Source organism: Haladaptatus pallidirubidus, from assembly GCF_020700235.1.
Classification (GTDB): Archaea; Halobacteriota; Halobacteria; order Halobacteriales; family Haladaptataceae; genus Haladaptatus; species Haladaptatus pallidirubidus.
Genome location: NZ_CP085303.1, coordinates 266795 through 287979, shown reverse-complemented (window position 1 = coordinate 287979; position 21185 = coordinate 266795). Strand labels below are relative to the sequence as shown.

General features: G+C 47.5%; 11 protein-coding genes and 1 pseudogene. 9 read left to right on the top strand and 3 right to left on the bottom strand.

Annotation, left to right across the window (positions count from 1 at the left end; genetic code table 11):
* Positions 1-26: 26 nt before the first annotated feature.
* Positions 27-2372, bottom strand: a complete 2346-nt coding sequence (locus tag LIX15_RS25060) for a hypothetical protein (protein WP_227777627.1) — start codon at positions 2370-2372, stop codon at positions 27-29.
* A gap of 281 nt (positions 2373-2653) precedes the next feature.
* Here LIX15_RS25060 and LIX15_RS25055 point away from each other — a divergent pair, with 281 nt between their 5' ends.
* Both LIX15_RS25055 and LIX15_RS25050 read left to right on the top strand, forming a co-directional pair.
* Positions 2654-4027, top strand: coding sequence for an outer membrane protein assembly factor BamB family protein (locus tag LIX15_RS25055; protein WP_227777626.1), 1374 nt, complete (start codon positions 2654-2656; stop codon positions 4025-4027).
* 347 nt (positions 4028-4374) lie between these two features.
* The gene (locus LIX15_RS25050; RefSeq protein WP_227777625.1) at positions 4375-5085 is read left to right on the top strand and encodes a CHRD domain-containing protein; all 711 of its coding nucleotides are present in this window, start codon (positions 4375-4377) and stop codon (positions 5083-5085) included.
* 603 nt (positions 5086-5688) lie between these two features.
* On the opposite strand, the pseudogene LIX15_RS25045 reads toward LIX15_RS25050, so the two are convergent.
* Positions 5689-6966, bottom strand: a pseudogene (locus tag LIX15_RS25045) (RNA-guided endonuclease InsQ/TnpB family protein).
* A gap of 80 nt (positions 6967-7046) precedes the next feature.
* The gene (locus LIX15_RS25040; RefSeq protein ID WP_227777624.1) at positions 7047-7589 is read right to left on the bottom strand and encodes a DUF7344 domain-containing protein; all 543 of its coding nucleotides are present in this window, start codon (positions 7587-7589) and stop codon (positions 7047-7049) included.
* Positions 7590-8529: 940 nt separating this feature from the next.
* Between LIX15_RS25040 and LIX15_RS25035 the strand changes: the two genes are divergently transcribed.
* The 7 genes from LIX15_RS25035 (at position 8530) to LIX15_RS25005 (ending at position 20979) form a co-directional block, all read left to right on the top strand.
* Positions 8530-8937, top strand: coding sequence for a hypothetical protein (locus tag LIX15_RS25035; RefSeq protein ID WP_227777623.1), 408 nt, complete (start codon positions 8530-8532; stop codon positions 8935-8937).
* A 202-nt stretch (positions 8938-9139) separates the two neighbouring features.
* Entirely contained in the window at positions 9140-9856 is a 717-nt protein-coding gene (locus LIX15_RS25030) for an RNA-guided endonuclease InsQ/TnpB family protein (protein ID WP_390185252.1), read from the top strand.
* A gap of 976 nt (positions 9857-10832) precedes the next feature.
* Complete coding sequence (locus tag LIX15_RS25025; protein WP_227777622.1) at positions 10833-12584, top strand: asparagine synthetase B family protein; 1752 nt, start codon at positions 10833-10835, stop codon at positions 12582-12584.
* A gap of 2014 nt (positions 12585-14598) precedes the next feature.
* Entirely contained in the window at positions 14599-19041 is a 4443-nt protein-coding gene (locus LIX15_RS25020; RefSeq protein WP_227777621.1) for a multicopper oxidase domain-containing protein, read from the top strand.
* Between the two features lie 296 nt (positions 19042-19337).
* Positions 19338-19994, top strand: coding sequence for a CHRD domain-containing protein (locus LIX15_RS25015; protein ID WP_227777620.1), 657 nt, complete (start codon positions 19338-19340; stop codon positions 19992-19994).
* 210 nt (positions 19995-20204) lie between these two features.
* Positions 20205-20327 (top strand): twin-arginine translocation signal domain-containing protein, encoded by a 123-nt coding sequence (locus tag LIX15_RS33415; RefSeq protein ID WP_368410710.1) that lies wholly within the window; start codon positions 20205-20207, stop codon positions 20325-20327.
* A 214-nt stretch (positions 20328-20541) separates the two neighbouring features.
* Positions 20542-20979, top strand: a complete 438-nt coding sequence (locus tag LIX15_RS25005; RefSeq protein ID WP_227777619.1) for a hypothetical protein — start codon at positions 20542-20544, stop codon at positions 20977-20979.
* Positions 20980-21185: the final 206 nt, after the last annotated feature.

Sequence of the window (21185 nt, the reverse complement as noted above, 5' to 3'; positions counted from 1 at the left end):
ATTTATTTTTGAGAGCAAAGAGATAGTTACGATGTCGCTCCTTCGAACACAACATAACCAACCGCTTCCGTGGTATGCGCTGTTTCGGCGTCAGCACTTTGTTCTTCTTCAACCTTAACCTCGACACCGGTTCCTGATAGGTTCCGGTAGCGCAAGTTCGCCGTATCGAGACCACTATAGGTCTGCAAGCCAGCAATGAACCGAGGTGTTTCATATTCTTGCTGGAAACCAATCAGAGTCCATTGATCAGACACTGTTTGGGCAGTTCGTTGTACTTCAAACGATTGGGTATTTATTTGCCCTGTCGCTTGTTGGAGTGCGATATAGCCAACAGTTTCAGTGGTGTGCGCACCGTTTGCTTCCTCTTCTTGAAGCCGCACTCGGAAAGAATTTGGCGAGACATCCGTTACTCGAGTAACGATCGGCTCAGTGCCGTTATATGTCTGGGATTGCGCTAGGACAACCGGCCTCTCTGTAAAGAAGTTCCCCATCGAAACAGTATTGAATTCATCAGATACTGACACCTCTCCTGCTTTTACTTGATAACGTGTGCCATCACTAAGCCCGAACTCACGCTCACTTGGTTCCATAGTAAGCGAGTGAAGGATGTGGAATGTCTCGGTAGTGTGAGAGCCATCGAGATAATTCCATTCTTCAAGCTTATATTCAAAGCCAGCATTGGCGTCGTTTCGCAATCGAACGTGAACAGGCTGCCCACCGTTATACGAAAGAGGTTTTGCGATGGTAACACCCGTCGGCTGGTCACCCGATTCAGCTTGCTGCCACTGACCTCTGGTTGCTTGGTTACTCGAGATAGTGTTTGTCGAAAAAATGTTGCTAGCGTTCGGGTCGTAGACATCTCCATCAACAGTCCAAGTTGCTGGCCCAACTGCTTCAGTTGTTTCGATGCCACCAGTGACGTAATACGCATGCACTTTCCCAGCAGGCACTGTGCCAGTCGCTTTCATTGAATTCGACGGTCGCATTGGTCTTCCATTCGGTCCCCATTCCATCGTTAATGATGCACCATCGTTCCCTGCAGGAAGAACATCCTCACCTGCGGTAATTCGGTATGAGGTTGGTTCGTTATTGCCCGTGTTATCGATACGGACAAGTTGTGACGATTGCATCGGGATTTCCCCAAATGGCGGTGGGCTTCGGAGTGGTGGAGTTCTTTCTGGTTGTGTTGGAGTACCACTCGTAGTCATCTGCTCGCTAATGTAGGATGAGTTGGTTTGAGCACCACTGCCACCTAATACACCAGACACAGTTCCCCACGTGTCTGGCTCTTGGCCGATGTAAATCGCATACTCCGAAGGATGATCGTTGGTAACGTGAACATCCTCAAGTTGAAGATACTCGAGGTTCGCTGGCGTGCCGTCATCCATCCGGCCATCAGATGTATAGATTGCATCGTGATTCTTTCTCGATTCATAACTAATCCGAACCCGTTGAACATTGATGCGCTGGCATGGAACGGATGCCGTAATGGCTCCACCACAGCTACTATCTAAATAACGATGATAGAAGTCACAATCCGCAATGGTGAGTGTTCCATCATAACTGTTGATACCCACTGACGAATCGGACGGACTAGTTGCTTCGATGTTCACTCCTCGTTGAAGTGACCCACCTGACCATGTTGACCGTGGATGTTGGTTGTTTTTAATCGAGACACAGTTACGAACCTCTGTATCGCCTCCAAGTCGTAGTCCATTTTGCGAGTTGCGGAAGAAACAGTTCAGTATTTTGAATTTTCCTTCTGGTTTCTTTGCATAAATTGTATTTTCACCCCATCTCTCGAACCAACATCGATTGAATGTGAGTGCACCCTTCGCCGATTCGATTAGGATTGCTCGGCGATTGCTCGCCTCGGTCGGCGCACAGGATCCTGCGTGAAAATAGCAGTCCTGTAAAAGACCACGTGTGCCTGCTGCCGCTGACAAGCGAAAATAGGTACGCGCCTCTCCAGAGTTATTTGATCCAATGTTAGTGTCTGTAGCTGCCCGAACTCTTCCACGCGTAATGAGTCGTCTTAGTTCCCAATTACCAGCGCTAGAATTCATTCGCACGAACGGTGGTATCGTGATATTTCGCATATCAAGTTCGAATCCATCCAACACGAATCCACTTGAGGACACGTCGATCCATCGAAGATTGTCTCCTGATTGATCAGGGACGAGACGTGCACCAGAAGGTGCAATGAGTTCGAAATCATTGATTCCAGACGGGACAACGAGTTCGTTCAGTCTGTATGTACCCGGTGGAAAGACGACCGTCGTATCACTCGCAATAAGGGGATTGAGAACTGAATCAATGGTTGAATTTCCGGAGTTGCTCGCCCCTTGGTCGACGATATTAAACGTCGGCATTCAAACGTCCCCGCTTATCAAGTTCGTACGATTGTTTGTTTTTCGCTTAGCTGTGCTTCGGCGGAGAGTCGTTTGTGAACTTCTATTCTGTTGATTCGAATAGTGTGTTTTCCATGGTAGAATTACTGCATCAGCTATGTTCAGTGTTGTATTGATAATTTTTCTCCTGTACATAGATTCTTTTAATTGTTAAAACATCATTGTTATATAGCCCCTGAAGATGGAATTCCATCTTCAAGCAGAGCATAACAATATCTCAGTTTAATAATTTAAGTATGATAATGGTCGATAAATCACACGCATCGAGTATTCGAAATACCCGTCGAACGTTTTTAAAAACAGTCGGCGTTGCAGTGAGTGTGGCGAGTTGTGACAGCGCCATTGCTGCTAGCCGAGATTCGGACAGTGATCACGACTGGAAACAATCCAACAGTTGGGCAGGGCTTCGGGCAACTCCAGGACGAACAGCCGCTATTACCGATAATGGCCCGACACCGTACGCGAAAACCGATTGGAAAATGGATTTGGGCGGCAGCATGTACAATACGGAACCGATAGTTGTCGACGAGACTGCCTATCTCGCCGTATCGACGGCCAATGACCCCTCAAAAAGCGAGGGGTTTGTCGGGGCGTACAATAGTAAAACAGGCAACCAACGATGGAAGCGAGCCGACCTTCCTGCACCGCGGACACCTGTAGTCAGTGACGGAAGAATTTACTTCGCTACGAAAATTCCGTCAACTCCAGACGCCGATCGAGGCGGATTGTACGCCTTAGATGCCGAAAACGGGAAAATCGAGTGGAATCGAACAGTTGTCCAAGAGTGGGCTGCCCCAATCGTTACAGAACAACGAGTGTATACCTCGAATGAAAACGGTGCGTATGCACTCAACCGAACGACAGGAGAGACCATTTGGAAAACAGACGGAGTCGGTGGGATTGCAGATGGTGTCGGTGGCGCCTTAAGCTATAGCGATAGTACCATCTTTTTTGGCGACGGAACTGCCTTAAATGCAGAAAATGGGTCAATGAAGTGGTGCATAGATCACGACCAATTTACACTCGGAAACCATGCCGCCACTGATGATATGGTCTACTACATTCGAACTGAACGTGTTGTTGGAGACGATGACAGTGTAAGCGTAACAGCCCGGTCAATAGACGATGGAACGACTCAGTGGGCCTACGAATCCAATATGAGCAATGAGTGGGACGGACGGCTCGCAATCGCAGGTGGACACGTAGTATTACTCAATACAAATGATGAAGACTCAATCATAAAAGCGCTTGATGCGGAGACAGGGGCAGTTGTATGGACACAACGTGTGAATGGAACATACTTTAGCAGTCCAACCATCGCCAATGAGACAATATACGTTGGTGGTCGGTCGGTACCGGGATCGAACCGCTGGGATGGTCAAGCCGTCATTTATGCGATCGATCTACAAACTGGTGAGCAAAAATGGGCGTATCTACTTGACAGTACTGATCTTGAAACATCGCCCGAAAATCCGCCTGCTGCTGGAACCCCAGTCGTAGCAGACGGAAAGCTGTACACTGCTACCTATCCATCTGGATCTACACTTGCATATCGGTATATCTACTATTCAAATTTCTTTGTTCTGGAATCGTACCCTACATTACCAGACTCTTAATCTTGACTCGGTCTGTCTTTAAATGGCGAGAGAATCCAGCCGTTGACGGCGGAGAGGATGTCACCTTAGTGTGAACCGCCTCGGGGTCAGGCTCCGAGGCACTCGCCTTGTTCATCTATAGACAATAAGATTTTCACAGTGCTTAGAATTATAAATTACAATATATGAAATATTGAATAGAGATTATAATTCAAGAACAATGCGTTATTTTTAAGTTAATCTCCCATTTCTGAGTATGGCTTGCTATTAACGAGACCATACCTTTCCATTAGAATCTTGTTTGTTTATTTAGCTTCAAGCCGACGAAAGTGAATTCGGTACGAAGTGGATCCAAATAGGAGAGACTCATGATTGATACAGATAAGCGACAAAGTATGCAAGTGCTCGGAACCGGTGTTGCAGCAATCGCTGGACTTACCGCTACTCCTGCGACTGCAAACGCGGACATCACGCAGGTGAATGAGACAAACCAAAAGCAATTGAGAGATCAAGGAAGCGTTCAAATACCGGGGAAACTGTTCAGTACTGACGTCCTCCTGGGAGAAAACGAAGTCTCATCTGTCGAAAGTGATGGTTATGGACTCGCTGTTTTCCGGGGCAGCCCAGACAAGACCCGTCTTGACTATGCACTCGTGGCGATCAATACAACATCACAAATTGGTGCGGCTCATATTCACCAAGGTGGCCCAGGTGAAAATGGGCCAGTTATTGCACATCTCCTCGGTGAACAAGCTGACGCACACCAAACGGTTGTCCAAAACAATGCCGTAGCAGTTGGAACACTTACTGCCGACGATCTTGTCGGACCCTGTGAAGGCAAGGAAATCGCTACGCTCCTCGCCGAGATTAAAGCGAACAACGCGTACATAAATGTACATACGGCAAACTACCCAGATGGAGAACTCCGCGATCAGCTTTGTGCTGTCAAAGAACTTGATGTCTCTTTCTGTGCAGATATCCATGCAACGTCGAATTCGGTCATCGATGTAACCGGTTCTGGTACGCTTTCAATTGATCTTGTGAAAGAATCAGAGGAGGATGATGAAAATGAGTGTTAGTCGCAGTTTCCACGTGAACCTAGGAAAAGAGGGTGCTCTTTGGGAAAGAAACGTCCTCTTCATACAGACCATCTATAAAAAAATATATACGATGGTGAAGATGTCTGGCATCGGATTTGGTATTCTATTGATATTAGCGACGCTCTTTGGAGGAGACGTTGACGACGATTTGCGAAATTAGGTATATTAGCTGAATTGCAGGCGCTAAGCCTCTTTCTCCATGGAATGAGCGGAGGAGCACGGATACAGCGTTCACAAGAGAGGTATAGATCGAACTGAATTGTTTGAAGAGCGTCATCTGTATGATTTTCTGATTATAGGAATACATTAGCAGCCACAGTACAACCATCCTCTGTGATAACTGAAGGTCATGAACAAGAGGAATACATCACTGGTTTGGCAACAGAAACGTGTATGAAAGCCAATGACGGTGTTGACGAAATGCTTCGCGGTCTCGTTTGTGCACAAGCGCTCTGCTTGTGTGAACGCTGTATTCTCTCTACTCACTCGTGTTGCTCGTTCGTTAAAGAAGGGACCTTAGCGCCTGTATCCTGTTGACATCCTCCCCGCGCTAAAGCGCGAGGATTCCCCCGAGTTGGGATATTACGGTTCGCGGTTGACGACCTGTTCTCGCGGGGCGAACCGACCCTCGCTACAATCGAACAAGCGCACCGCTGGCTGTGCCAACCAGCCGTTATCCCTATCGCCGCCATCACAGGCGAGATTCGGGAGTACTTTTTGTCTGATGTTCTCCGCACCATTACTATCGGCGTTCGCAACCAACCCACACTCACAGACGTACAAGCCTCGCTGGACGCGCTGGCGGTCGTCAGACCGACCACACTCTGAACACGTTTTCGACGTATTGCGTTCGGACTTCGTGACGACTGCAATACCGCATTCTTCGGCCTTGTAGTCGAGCATCGACGTGGAGCGGTCGAACGCCCAGCCGTGCAAGTCGAGATTGCCGTGCTTACCCCAGTTGCGAGCGTCGCCGTTCTCGTCCTCGCGGATGCCACCGAGGTCACCAACAACAATCGTTCCGACACCCCTTTTGGAACACTCGGATACGATATCCTTCGAGAGTGTGTGCAAGAAGTGTGTCCGACGATCGGTACGCTTTCGGTCGAGACGACGGGCTTTGCGTGACGCCGAATCGTCCGTTTCGGCGCGCTTCTTGGCGAAGTAGTATTCGTCCTCTTTGAGCGCTCCACCAGGATACAACACTGATTCGTCGCCGTACGAGATGGTGGCGAGGTTGCAGATACCAAGGTCGATGCCTGCCACGCCGTCATCGGGCAATTCAGCATCGTCAATCGAGACGCGACAGACGAAGTGCAACCGCCAGATGCCATGTTCGTACACCGCACGAACCTGCTGAACGTTCTCAATAGTCCTCTCGGACGGGCCGATGGCATCGTACTCGCACAGAACGAAGTCCGATCAATCCTCTTTGAGGTTCTTACCTTTCGAGAGACGAATCCGGTTGTTGTGCGTGTCGTGTTTGAAGCCAGCGGCTTTGAACGTGATCGTTGACCGTGGGTGGTCGTCGTTGTGTTTGCGGTAGCCGGGCGGATTCGCGTTCGTGTTCCCGTTTCGGCGCTTGCCGTACCAACTTTCGAACGCCTCACCGAGTTCTTGAAGAACTCGTTGACTCGACTGAGAATGGAGGTCGGCGTAACGTTCGTGGTTCTTGAGGTACGCCATGAGCGCGTTAGCGTCGGGAATCTGGCCGCATTCGTCCCAGACTCGTTGGGCCGTCCATCGGCCAACGTTCCAGAGCTTGCTGGCGGCGAATCCGAGCGAATCGAGGTCGTTGCGCACCTGCGAGTAGTTGCAGATACGGGCGCGATAGGTTCGCATAACGACCTGTTTCGCCATACGTAACCTATGTCACCACAAATACTTATATCTACGTAGTGCGGAGTGAAGTGAAACAACCCGTGGAATATCCGGCCCTGTTATCGGCGGCGGTTGCTGGGTACTTTGTCGGATTCATCCCCGCCCTCAAGGACGGGGCTTTCTCCTCGAATCTCCCGTAAAACACTCAATATTTTTTGGACGATTGATTTCGAACCCACATCGTTTGGTTGTGATTCGCTTAGAGAAGTGAGGCGATTATTTTCCACTTCCAAATACGGATCTAATTGAGATGCTTTTTCAAGCCGAGTGATGAGCCCACGATCTTTATTAAACGCTATAATACCATGTTCTGCAAGCTTATCGAGATGACACTGATACAGTGAAATATAAACATTTTGACGCTCCTTTGAGACCAATTCGGCCGTGGATTTGTTGTTTTCCCATGCAGCAACGTGTTCAGCCAGTTCTCCGAGTGATACGGGTTCGTTCCGCTCTCGGAGATAAATGAGTGCAGAACGACGACGGCTTGCCTGTAGTAGGTGGAAAAGGTCGTCCTTTTCGATCGTCTGCTCGCTGTCGTCTAATCTGACTGCTAACTCTGTTTGTGAGATCGTAGAATCGGTTTTTGAGTTAACACTCATGGGACCCACCTTTAGAACGCATATTGCTTGTTGATAGTTTGTTACTTCGTTTCATTGTCTCTCACAGCTTTACACACTACACTAATTGTTATTGTTATAAGCTTCCTACAGTGTTATAAAGAGTCTTTGTAGGAATATTCTATTATTATATCAAATGATTTTGTAACTCGTCTCACGCATCACTCATGTATACTTATGTTAATATAAGATTTTCTAATGGAGATATATTTATAAATATATCTAGAGTAGTTGAGAGCGGTTTCGTAGGGCTGCTAAAGACGCTTACTATCCACTTTGGGAAACCACTCCCTTTAGGAGAGGTTATCACCCTAGCTCTGAGAACTACTGTACTACTACGTATTCAGCGAGAACCTTGTTCAACAGACGAGCTATGATCCTCAGCGTAGTGTATTCATGTTCAATTAGCAACAGAAAGAACTGTATAACAATATATAATGCAGCCAATGAATGAGTTGCGAGCGTCGCAAGAGCATTCCCAGGATATGTACTTGCGTCGCTCGAGTTCAGTTGTTGCGTGTCGAATCTGAAGTCAGACTTCAATTCAGATGGGTGTGTTATGACTAACACTCCCATTTCGACTGTGCTACTGGGTTTCCGGGGAAAGAACGGGTTGCTCGGTGGTAAAAGCACCATCAACACAATGTTGATGGCGGCCACTCTGTGGCCCCGGTGGTTCGAATCCACCCCCGTTCGTTCAAATCCTACACTATCGAATAGACTGGTGATTAGTACGATATTTGCACCGATTTATAGCTCAAAAACATCTACTGTGACGAATTCGAAATGTACAGGCAGCAATTACTATTATCAGGCACTACATAACAATAGGGTAGCCTCATTATGATTGTCTTGTATGCAGAGAAAACACCTCGATAATAAGGAGAATACCAATCGCCGGAGCTGTCTAGAAGGAATTGCAGTGAGTGGCACATCCATTACCGGGGTCGACGAACATCGCACACCATCTCGCTCTCAAAATGATAATTCCGCTGGCGACCAAATCAGGGTTGCTTGTGACCAAATCAGCTTCTTCACCAAAAATTTGGCTGAAGGGTCACTTTCAGCAGACAAGACAGTACTTGTGTTTGTTGTGTTTGAGGATGAAAGCCAGATAGAAGTTGAAACAGTTGTTAATGAGAATGGTGTTATACAAGTCGATTTGCCAGGGAATCGAACACCAAAAACAGTAACCCTAGTCTATGAGGAAGGTGAGGATCTGCTTGTTACCGAGTTTTTAGATGTCGATGTAAAAGGTGCACCGTGTGAGACATCGCATCTCTATTCAGATGGTGACGTTTCTTACAAATTCGAGACAGTAAGTGGATAGCTATTTCCGGTGTTTCGAATGATCTCTCTGTGAACGGCGTTAGAAATCTCTCGCTCACACCGATGTATTGCCCGAAAAGAGCTGAGATAAATTTGAGACAGTGGTTTTGACGCAGTCCACCGTTGTAGTCACCTGGCGTTGTTCATTCTTAATTCTGAGATTGAAATTATTACTCTAACAGTGATGTCCACATTCAGGTAGTGTGTCGGTCGTCCATCTAATCCCGACGGACATCGACCGTGCCGACTGTATCGGCGTGGACCTCGGCATCCAGTCGTACATACATATGTCCGAGGACCTTTCAGTAGAGTGTTTGGACCTCAAATCGGAGTACGACCAGTACGCCCGCGAACAGCGGTCACTCGACCGAAAGGAGCACAAGTCGGCCAACTGGGAGAACCAACGCCAGAACGTCGCACGAGCGAAACGGCGAATTCGGTGGAAGGTGCTTGACTTTCAGCACAAACTTTCGACGTGGCTGGTTAAAGCGTACGATGTAGTAGCGGTCGAAGACTTGGATGTGAAGCCGATGCTCGAAACCAGTCAGTCGGCAAAGAACAAGCAGGACACCGCATGGTCCCGGTTCCTCGATTTGCTGGAATACAAAGGCAACCTGTACGGTACGCACATGGTTCGAGTAGACGCTCGCGGAACCACGAAAGAGTGCAACCAATGCGGTGTTGAAACCAGCAAGCCGCAGTGGGTGCGCGAACACTCGTGTCCGTCTTGTGGGCACACTGAAGACCGGAACTTAAACGCGGCAAAGAACATCCTCGACAGGGGACTCAACAAACTATCTCTTCATGTAGGGCCGGGACGGTCCGAATCAACGCCTGTGCAGACTGTGCTCCCTGCGTTCGTTCATCATTCGGGACGGGTGGATGCAAAGCACGTCGTAGAAGTAAAGCCCGCGGCTTGACCGCGAGATGCGTTCACTCTCGAGGGCAGAATAATTCACTCTTCTTGACTCTGTCCAGTTACCTCGTCAGATTTCTGGGGTTCCTCTTGTGGAGTTTGACTCTTTCGAACCAATATCTCTCCATTGTACTTCACCGTAATGTGCAGGCAATCAATCCAGAAATCGAATTGTGGCTTTTCGACTTGGTCAAGCATCGAAAAATGGTTGTCAATGCTGATCTGGCACTGTTGGCGAACTATGGATTCCGCTTCGTCCCGTGGAGAATCAGTGATGAATGAAAGGATATCACTGATACACAGTTCGAGTGTGGTCTCACCAGTAGCATCGTATTCAAACCGGTACTGGTGAGTATACATTTGATCGTTAATCCGTGCGTTCTTCTGAGCCGTGTTCTTGAACGAAATTGAATTAGGCATAAATGTACGAATACGGTAGAGATAATAAGTATGTACAACGTACTATTTATCGTGTGATAGTTTTAAAACAAGGTAGAAGAATATGAGCCATGATTACATTATATTTTGCTTTCTCTTAACCTAACGATAGAATTTCGGTATCAATGATGTATTGTACAAATACGACGGTGATCCAGGAAGCGCAGTCTCCACAAGCGTTGAATCGGTGTGAACCACCCCTATATTGGTGAGTGAAGAGCGAGAAGGATACCAAAACAGCCAAAACGATTATTTTGTGGTTTGAGATATACCATGCTAATGCATAAATATTTAAATCATACTAGTTATATATAATTGTTTATTTATTGTGGTTTAGGTAACACTTGCTTTCTAGAATTCAAGAAGTGAATAACAAAATAATTATTGGTATACCTTATCTTGTAATGGTAGACAAGCAAGTAAGCAACGCTAAGATCACGAATAGTCTCATTATAACACGGAAATCGTTATCTGCGATTTGGATGATGGAGTATGTGGCAAACAAATCCCTTACTCAAAACTGTAGCTGGAGGTGTTAACAGATGCAAAAAGAACTATTCGGCCTTTTTGGATCACGAACCGAGTTTGCTGAATTACGATCGGAAGACGAATTTGATGCTATATATAGTGGAGACAAAGTAACCGTAGGTATGAGGGATCCATATTTGGGGCAACGCGCGCGGAGTACAGCGTACACGTGCGATAATGGTATCTGTGTTATTTGGGGAGAAGTGCAAGGTCAAACCGAAAAAGACCGTTTTGAGAACATGGCTCATTGGCTTTTTGAAGAATCAATTTCCAATGGCATTGATTCGTTTTCAAAACTCAATGGATCGTATGTAGCAGTCGTCGAATTTAATGGAAAAGCGATTGTCCTAACTGATCAGATTCGGTCGTGGGAATGTTACTATACTGATGCCGTTGGGACACGAGTATTCGGAACCGATGCTGCGACTGTCGCACAAACGATTACTGAGCCACGGCTCCATCAGCGATCTCTCCATGAATTCCTCCAAATAGGAACTGTTTTCGGAAATCGAACATGCTTTGAGCAGTTGCATCGAGTTCCCTTCGACGGGTATCTGACCCCTGCAACCAGTACTACTCTCTCTAGATTCACGTATGATCCTCGGTCATTCAATTATATCGATGAGCTGGCGGCTCGCTTAAAGCGAGCGCTAGAACGCAGAGCCAACTACCCAAGTCAAAAAGGGCTACTCCTTTCAGCGGGTTCAGACGCACGAGTACTCCTCTCACAGGTCCCAGATATTGAACGATGTTATACTATCGGAACACCTGGCAGTCAGGAAGTTCGGATCGCCAGGCAATTAGCGGAACAGTACGACGCTGATCACACTGCCTTTGATCCAGATGAACGATATCTGCTTCCAGACGCTACTAAAGTTCGGCACTCACAAGGAATCAAGGAGTCGCTCCATATTCATCATGCTGGATATAACCCTGAAATAAATGCAGATACAATGTATCATGGACTTCTCTTCGATACCTTATTTAAAGGGCATTTTCTTCAAAATGCGTCCTTTGAGGTTGGCAGTGTTAGCGCGCCACTTCCCTGGTTAGAGTCCGAACCGAAGCCTATCGAATTCCTGCTTGAGACACTTGGTTATAATCCCACCAGTCGCCACCGCGTGATGGAACAAATGCTCGAGCTTTTCCCGTATGACTATGTGGACGCCCCAGAGATATGGCTTAGAGAGAGTCTTCAAGAGGAATTTAAGAGGTGCTGGAAACGGACAGATTCGATCCATAATGCAATGGATTTGTTCATGATTAAGAACCAACCGACGCTCCCATTTCGGACACATCTCGCTGATTCATATTGTGAGGCATTTGTTGCTGCAGATATTGAACTATTAGAGTGGCACCTACAGGCGCCGCCATCAGTTCGCAACTCAAAAACGTTCATGAAAGCCATTCACCAGCTTGATTCGAATCTGCTCCGCTATCGCCCACCTGACAAACCATATAACTCACAGATTTTCAACAATATTGATCAGTTCCTTCACCGACGAATTCCAGTTGGTCGGACAGTTGAGCTAGCCTGGCCCGATAGAGATGAAATATATAAACAATATAACTTCGATGAGTTGTTGTTTTCCGATCAGAATTCATGTCCGGAATTGTCCTGGAGACATAAGTTGAGATTTAACGATATTAGAGAATGGATTGATCAGACGGAGATGAAACCATATTCAGTATCGACATCCATCTTTGGAACCGAGAGAACTGTAGAGTCTGCAGAACAGAGTAAAATACATGCGGAAATTCAGTAGTCGTCGACGTACAAACTCATTTTTGTATTTGCTTGAGTTTCTCTCGATTTACCAAAGTAAAACTCAATGAGCACATCGTAGATCGCTTGTAGATGAATTACAACTACAGGGATTGAATTCAACTGCTGACGTTGAAAAGCGATTAGCGTGACATCCTGCCCGCCGTAAATGGTGTGATTCTCTCACTGATGACAGATAAACCGTCGATACCTAGAGACAGGTCTACAACCACTTTCTCCACTGACTCAACTGAAACGCTGATACATTTGCATCTTCCGAATAGAAACGCTTGTTGAGTGTTAAGAAGTAGGGAAAACGCTTACTAGAAGGTGCTTCAAAGTCGTTCAGCGATTGTACGGCAATTTCACAACGTTTTATGTTTGTAAAAGCAACATCCACTGCGTTAAGACGGTTCGAATCAATGCCTGTGGAGACTGTGCTTTCTGTGAACCGCCTCGGGGTCAAGCTCCGAGGCACTGTTGCTGTATATCTGTAGATACACCCGTATTTGCAAAGCGCGTCATTGAAACAGGAACCCGCGAACGTCAGAAGGACAGTTCACTTGTTGTCAAGGTAGAGCTAACGGATATTAGCACATGCAAAGGAGTGGTGATGTAGAACATGTCTTTCGCGAAGAGTGTGGTACAACGTTGCTCGGGAACCAACCAAGCCCAGAGCTCTCAGTCTCGCTACATCACCTTGCCTCATTTCTTCTGAGGGCTCACTAGCTGTGAGCATGTTTAGTACAATGTTTTGGTGCATAGTTATTGACTGCCTGAATCACATTTAATGGCTCCTCCCACCCCAACGGGTCATTTGGTGTTTCGATACCGAAACCAGTGAGCTCTACTTGCTGGTCGGTTCTTTTTCATCGCGATGTGCTTTGGGTTCGCACCGTCCAGAATGCCCCAGTGCATTCGAATTAGAATCTCACCAATTTTTGAGAGTGGGACAACAGGTGGAGCACTCGTACTCTTGAGTTCGAAGCCAGACTATCGATACGTGATTGACCGATTATTTGGTTAGTGTTTTCCACTTGAGGAGGCCGACTTCCGTCCCGGATCTTTTTCATCTTTCAACCGGATGTGGTCGTGCGCACCGTTACTGATTGGACGCACATTGCCGTCCACGACTTCGTGGCCGTTGACTTCGACCCGTTCCTTATATATTGTGTGAAGTACCGCAGGGGTAAGCCCCCGCGGCTTCGCTGTTTTAGCGGTAGCCCTAAAAACGAGCCGTATAGCCACAGGCAGATTTAATTCCCCTCGAACTCCTCGTAATGGATCGTCTGGAAGTAACACCCGAACATCTGGTGTGTCCGTGAGGGACGGCTGCTCCACCACACCCCGACAACATCCGTCTCACCATGTCCTTGACGTAGGTGTTGAGAGTTGCCGCATTCCTCGCAACTGCCGGCAGTTGCCTCGAATTAAGGTCTTTAATCCACGTCTCAACTATATAATTTATCCTCGAAGTCAAGCTCCGAGGCACTTTCGCTGTATATCTGTAGACGTTGTCAACGCGAATGTCTCGATTCCGTGAGCCTGCAAGATTGTCATCTCACGTGCAAGCAAAATAATGACGGCGCTGTATCCTCGTCGTAAATAACAGAATTTTAGTTTCTATAATCAGAATAAATTTATTTTACTATTAGTAAGTAATTATTTTATTTTCATTTTTGTTATAAATAGTAAAACAATTTCTGTCCTTCTCACCAGAAAAAGTAATCAAAATGGCGGTAACAAACGATTATTAGGAAGAGTTGGCTTCCTTCACTAGCTTTTGGTTTGAACGAATACTCATATTTTTTGATATTACATTGGAGCTACTATCCTTCTCGGAAGAATGGACAGATAGTTAGAGTTCTCATTCTATGTTTCAGGTTGGCTATAACAATAGGGTAGGCAATAATTAGCCTGAATCGTAGATGTCGAGCGAAAATACAACGACGAGAGATAAGGAACAGAATAGTGCACTATCAGAAAACTCGTTGGCGACGTCACGACGGTCGTTCATGGCGGGCGGCGCTCTTGCAACGAGTACCGTACTCAACAGAGCCGGCTTAACTGATTCGATGTTAGAAGAGGACGAGCCTAAGGAGGTTCCAGATGAACCTACTAACGGCGGTAAAGTCCGGCAGTTCACGGTTCATGCGATATCGACCGATATCGTCTATAACAAGTACGGCCTGCACCAGCCGAATGCGGCGATGTACGTCCTTGAGGAAAATCTAGAAGAAGCTCGCAAAGCATCCGGAAAAGTGCCGGATGATGCGTTTGCACTCATTGACGATAATGAAGAGGCAGGTGATGAACAAAAGAGCGGAAAAGACAAAAATTCAGAGTGTAACAAGGCCGAAGTCGATACGTCCGTTCTTCAACCGCTGACGATTCGCGCGAACAAGGGAGATATTGTCGAGATTAAGTTTGTAAATCATCTCTGTCGGCATGCATCAATCCATCAGACTGCTCTACCATACAATGTTCAAACCTCTGATGGGCTAGACGTCGGGTACAATGACGATACAACGGTTGCACCGGGTGACTCTATCGAGTATAAATGGCATGCAAGTCATCGCGGCACGCACTACTTCTATGATGGAGCAAACCCCGCGGTAGACAGTGGTGACAAACCACCCGAAGAGGCAAATCTACTGTCGCGCGGCCTTTTTGGTTCAATCGTCGTTGAACCGGAGGGCGCAACATGGACAGACCCAGAGACCGGCGAAAAACTGCGCAGTGGCGTCAATGCAATCATCCATGATCCACAATTCATTGGAACGAGCTATCGTGAATTTGTCGTCCACTATCATACACCGGAGGGGATCTATACATGTGATGACGAACAGCTTACATTCCCTAACAGCGACGAACCACAGACGACTCACGCCATCAACTATCGAGCGGATCCAACTGGAAACCGACTCCGTGAAGACTGTCCCGACTGTGCAGAGGATGAGTTCTTCTATAACTCGTGGGTCCACGGTGATCCCGGAGGTGGTGATATTTTCCCCGAAGCCTACCTTGGCGATCCAACCAAGTTCGTCGCTGTTAGCGCCTCACTAGAGGAAAACCACGTACACCACTTGCATGGTCACCGTTGGAAAGAAGTCCCAGATATCGAGAGATCTGACACCATCGATTCACAAACGATCGGTCTTGGGGCAGCTTACGAAACGTATCTTACGGCAGCCCATGGTAATGTCGAAACAGAAACAAGTGTTCGTCCAGATATGACGTCCCAGGAGGCATTTGAAGTGGGAGCGGGTGGTGCCCACCGTTCGACGGGTGACTACCTCTTCCACTGCCACCTGTTTCCTCATTACGGAGAGGGAATGTGGAGTCTCTTCCGGGTGCACGACCAGATTCAAGATCATCTCAAAGCACTACCAGGAAATAATCCACCGAACCAGGAAGACGACCTCGGCTTCCCTGACTTCATTCCTGGCGAGAAAGGCGAGCAACCGCCCGAACCACCGAGTCCGATTGGCCGTCAGCCTACATCCAAGGAGCGAGAAGCACTAGGCAGCGATATCCTCCCGGGGGCACCGTACACTGATCCTTGTGATCCCCAGTTTGAACCTGCCTTTGAGGGCGAGAAGCGCGAGTACACCATCGTCGGTGTTCCAGCAAATATCGCTTACAACGATGCGGGTGACCACGACCCAGACGGGATGGTTTTTGCACTCGAAGAGGACGCAAAGAAAATTAAAAACGGAGAAATGAATCCTGAACCTCTGGTGATTCGGGCGAATGTCGGTGACTGTATTGAGGTCACATTAAAAGACGAATTCGACGTTTCGACATCAAATCACCCTCACTTCGTCTCCTTCGACGTGCTAGGGTCTGATTCGTTAGCAACAGGCTACAACTATAGCCAATCTGCGGATCCAGGCCCTGATGGGGAACTTACCTTCCGATGGTATGCTGATGAGGAAGGAACCATTTTCTTCCACGATCACATTACAGGCATCGAGAATGTGATGCACGGCATGTTCTGTGGGCTTATCATTGAACCCCGTGATTCCGAATGGTTAGATCCATATTCAGGAAAACCAATTCGAAGCGGCACCCAAGCGATCATCAAGAATCCGAATGGGAACGATTTCCGCGAACAAGCACTTGCGTTTCATGACTTTGCACAACTAGTTGATCGCGATGGCAACTTCGTAACTCAACAAGAAGAGCATCAGGAAAATGCAGGAGTGATGGCGATCAACCTCCGGAACACACCATACTACCATCGCGACGATTGTGATCCTGCGTATGTCCACAGCTCATACGTCCATGGGGATCCCGAGACACCAGTCGTCGAATCATACGCTGGTGATCCGCTTCGACTCCACGTATGGCAAGCTGCGTGGGAAGAACAACACAACTTCTTTATCCATGAAAACGGACTGGATCCCGAAGGGTTTACTGCTGAAGAGTCAACGTCACACATCTTTGGGACGTCCGAGGCGTTTACTTTCCAAGTGCAAGAAGACCATGACTTCGAAGAGATGAACAACCCATCCGGACTTCCGGTTCGTGATTACCTGTTCGGGTCGTCCATGATAGACGATATTTGGAACGGGATGTGGGGACTGCATCGAACCTTCGATGCAGAAGTCAACCATCTTCAGCCGTTGCCCGATCGTGGGACACCTAGCGGAAAGATTAGCAATAAACAGCTGAAGAAGATGGGTCATCCTGCGCCCTACAGTAATTGGGAAGAAAATGGTCAAAAAGATAAATTGCTGTATGACAAGAAGGATGACCAGGCGTTCCCACCGGATAAGGATGAACGTCAGAACGATGGTATTAATGGCAATCCGCCGCCATTGGCACCAGAACCTGGCAATCCATGTTCCGATGATTCCCCTATCACGTCGTACGACGTGACGGCTTTCCAGACGGAAATCGAATTTGATGACTACGGTGACCACGATCCGTGTGGAGTCATCTTCGCACTCGACGAACATGTTGAGGATATCAAAGCAGGGCGTCGACAGCCAGAACCGCTGATGATTCGAGTGAATCGTGGTGATTGTGTTGAAATTAACCTCACTAATGACCTTCCCCATGATCTCGGCAATAATGATGATCAGCCACAGATGCGACCCAATCAGCAATGGGAGCGTTCAGAACGTATTTCGCTGCATTCTGGTGGTGTCGAATATGATGCCAACGGATCTGACGGTGCGACTGTTGGGTTCAATTACGATCAAACAATTCCACCTGGAGAGACCATCACCTACCGATGGTCTGGCGACACTGAGTTTGAGGCGGCAGTTATGTGGGATATGGCTGATCTACGGAGCAACCGTCATCGCGGAGCCTTCGGAAAATTGATGATTGAGCCTCAAGATTCAACATGGCTCGATCCGGTGACGGGCGAACCCTATATGGATAGTAGTAACGGCCCCGCAAATACGGGAACAAATGCGATCGTCAAAAACCCGAATGGGGCAGATTTCCGTGAATTTGGGCTTTCGTTCAGTGATGGTCGGTACATCATCAACGAAAAGAATCCGGATTCATGTGTCGTGCCGCCAGGTTTCGATGCAGATGAGATAGATCCAGACGATCCGTGTAACCAACTGGGTGACCCAGAGGATCAGGGATACGGAGCGATCAACAACAGAGCGGAGCCATTTATCCGCCGCTTTGATAAAGATCCTCGACAACACAAAGTATATAGCTCGGAAGTTCACGGTGATCCAGCGACACCTGTGCTGAATGCTTACCTAAATGATCCGGTGACGTTCCGTGTTCAGATGTCTGCAGACAAAGCACGTGGAATCACCTTCCATCTTGCAGACCATCAGTGGGATCGATTCACGTCCGTCACAGAAACGGGTAATCGAGGATACATTCCAATCGGCGTTGATGACCGGTTTGGTGTTGGAAAAGCATTGAGCTTTAAAATGCATGATGGTGCCGGTGGAGTTGCTAATAGTACCGGCGACTTCATTTACCAAGAGACGAAAGAACGTCGTCGGCTTGAATCAGGGCTTTGGGGTATCTTCCGAGTTGGAGACAAGCAGAACGACTTCCAGAAACCCATCCAACCGTTACCGGATCGCTGCCAGATTCCCATTGACGATCGGCCTGGGTGGCAAGTTGCACGTGGTGACTTCACTGGTGATGGTACTCGTGATATCCTTGTTGGCGTCTCAGAGAGTAATCTAGGTGGGTCAAAGGCTGGCGCCGCCTATCTCTTTACCGGACCAATCAAACCAAGTCAAATCACGGATCTGACAGACGCTGACGTCCGTATCATTGGCACTGCAGCTGGTGAACAAGCAGGGACGAGCGTTGCGCTGACCGACTATAATGGCAATGGATCGAATGATATTGTCATTAAGTCGAATTCAAAGCGATATATCATCCCACGGAATCAAATCGCTCACGGTAAAGAGTCGCTCTCTCAAGAGATGCGACTTGCCGACGCGGCAATCAAAGAGGAGCTCTGAGAAAGGAGTCTTCACTTTCCAATATTATGAGTAAATAATAGAGATATCTATTTTCGTAGGTTGACTCCAAAATTATTCTTAAAATGTTTCGGACCTGTGTGAATAGAGTGAGATCTGCATAGCCATCTTTTTTACCGAATGCAGATGCTAAGTCCACTTGCTTAAGAAGTAAGTGAAGAGGAATAGTTCACTATTAGTTTGTGTCGTGGCAGTAGATGGTATCTGAAGAGAAACGACCACTGTTCAGCATCAGTATGACAATATACTATCATTCTGTGTTTTGACTGGTACCAACCATGGTAAGCAATTCACGACGGGATGTTCTCAAAGTCGTTGGGACAGGAACAGTAGCTAGCGTTGGTCTTGGTGCACAGTCCACTGGTGCACACATGGAAAATTGCAATGACAAGAAACGCACGGTGTTTAGCGCGGGGAAACTCAGTGGTGCACAAGAGGTGCCCCCCGTTAAGACGAAAGGACAAGGTGCAGCCATATTTAAATTCGCAGATCATGGAGATGGACCGCACATTCATTATGTACTCCTCGTTGCTCAAGTCGAAAACGTCACTCAGGCCCATATTCATCTCGGTCAGAAAGGTGAGAATGGAGACGTAGTGACCTTCTTGTTTGGACAGAAGAACGAACAAGGGAAGTTCGTCGGTGCCCTCGATCAAGGCGTAACCGAAAATGGAGTACTGGCAACAGGATCGATTACGGCAGCAGACTTGGTTGGCCCACTCGCTGGAAAACCGTTGAGTGCACTCGTCGAAGCGATGCGCTCCAGAAATACGTATGTGAACGTTCACACCGAGCAAAATCCGCCAGGCGAAATCCGCGGTCAGATTCATTCGGTGGCCGCTGTTGAGGCTGAACTCGTCGAAGAAGTCAAAGTGGCTGCAGAAAAGAAGTTTGAGGTCGACAAACGGGTACAGTTACAAATCGACGAAGACTAGTCACCGCGGAAATCATTCCGCGAAACGAGTTTGTATATTGTATCAGTAGTCTAATAGGTTAGAGTATAAATCGTAAAATCAGCCAATAATATAAATTTCCTTCGGTCATTTCGCTTTATCCGTGTTAAATTCTAGTAGTTCCTACCTATACCCTTCTTATTTTTGATAAATTCCCCAAAACAATATCACCGGCCGAATTATTCCCGGTTGATGCGAGAGATGATCAATTATAACTTGGAAAAGAAGGATGAGATTACACGACGTCAAGTGCTCAAAACCTCTGCGCTAGCCGCAACCATCGGTGGAGTAGGCTCGGGCATCGCCGTGGCATAGTAGACCGGTGATGGCGTCACTTTGGAGATCGAATGTGAAGCTGTTGCGCACATCCAAAACAATACAGATAGAGTGGTGACTGTAACCGTGCGAACTCCGGACGGAAGTATCACATAAATTCCTAAAGATAGACCGACACAAGCAGAGATCGAACCAGACACAGAAATCGGAGAGTTCGAACACGTACCGGGAGAATGCACCGTCGGAGCAAAAAATGAGCGGTGGCGATTCAGTACCGGTTATGGACATCCTGACAGACGAATCAGTTTCCAGTGTCACACTTGAGCCATGCCCTTCGAACGCCCGCGTAGACAATGAAGACTGTGGAGCAGCCGAACTTCGCAATGACGATGCGGAGTTCGCCATCGATCTTCAATTCAATGAATCACGATCACGAACGATCACTCTTCAGCCGGATGAGCAACGAGTAATCCAACTTGACCCCGGAACTTATATCGTAACTGAAACTAGCGATAACGAAGCTGGTACGACGGTCAACGATGAAGCTGAGGCCACTGCCGCAATTGAAGAATATGATGAGGGTGAGAGCCGCCCGCCGAGGAACCACCGGAAGAACCAGGTGATGGTGACGATGGCGATCAGGGTGATGAGAGCGACAAACCAAGGGATAGCGATGGTGATGGACTCATAGATTGAGAAGAAAAAGAACTAGGTGCGGATTCAAATTGCGCAGATACCGCTGGAGATGGCGTTTCTGACTGCAAGGAGGTCAAACGGGAACAGATCCACTTTCCCTCAACAATAGTTACTAACGAAAAAATAGATGGGAAAATAGTTGGGAACGTAGTTGACAGAGAATCTGATTCTCTGTTTCACAGTTGATTCGTTTTCAAGTTA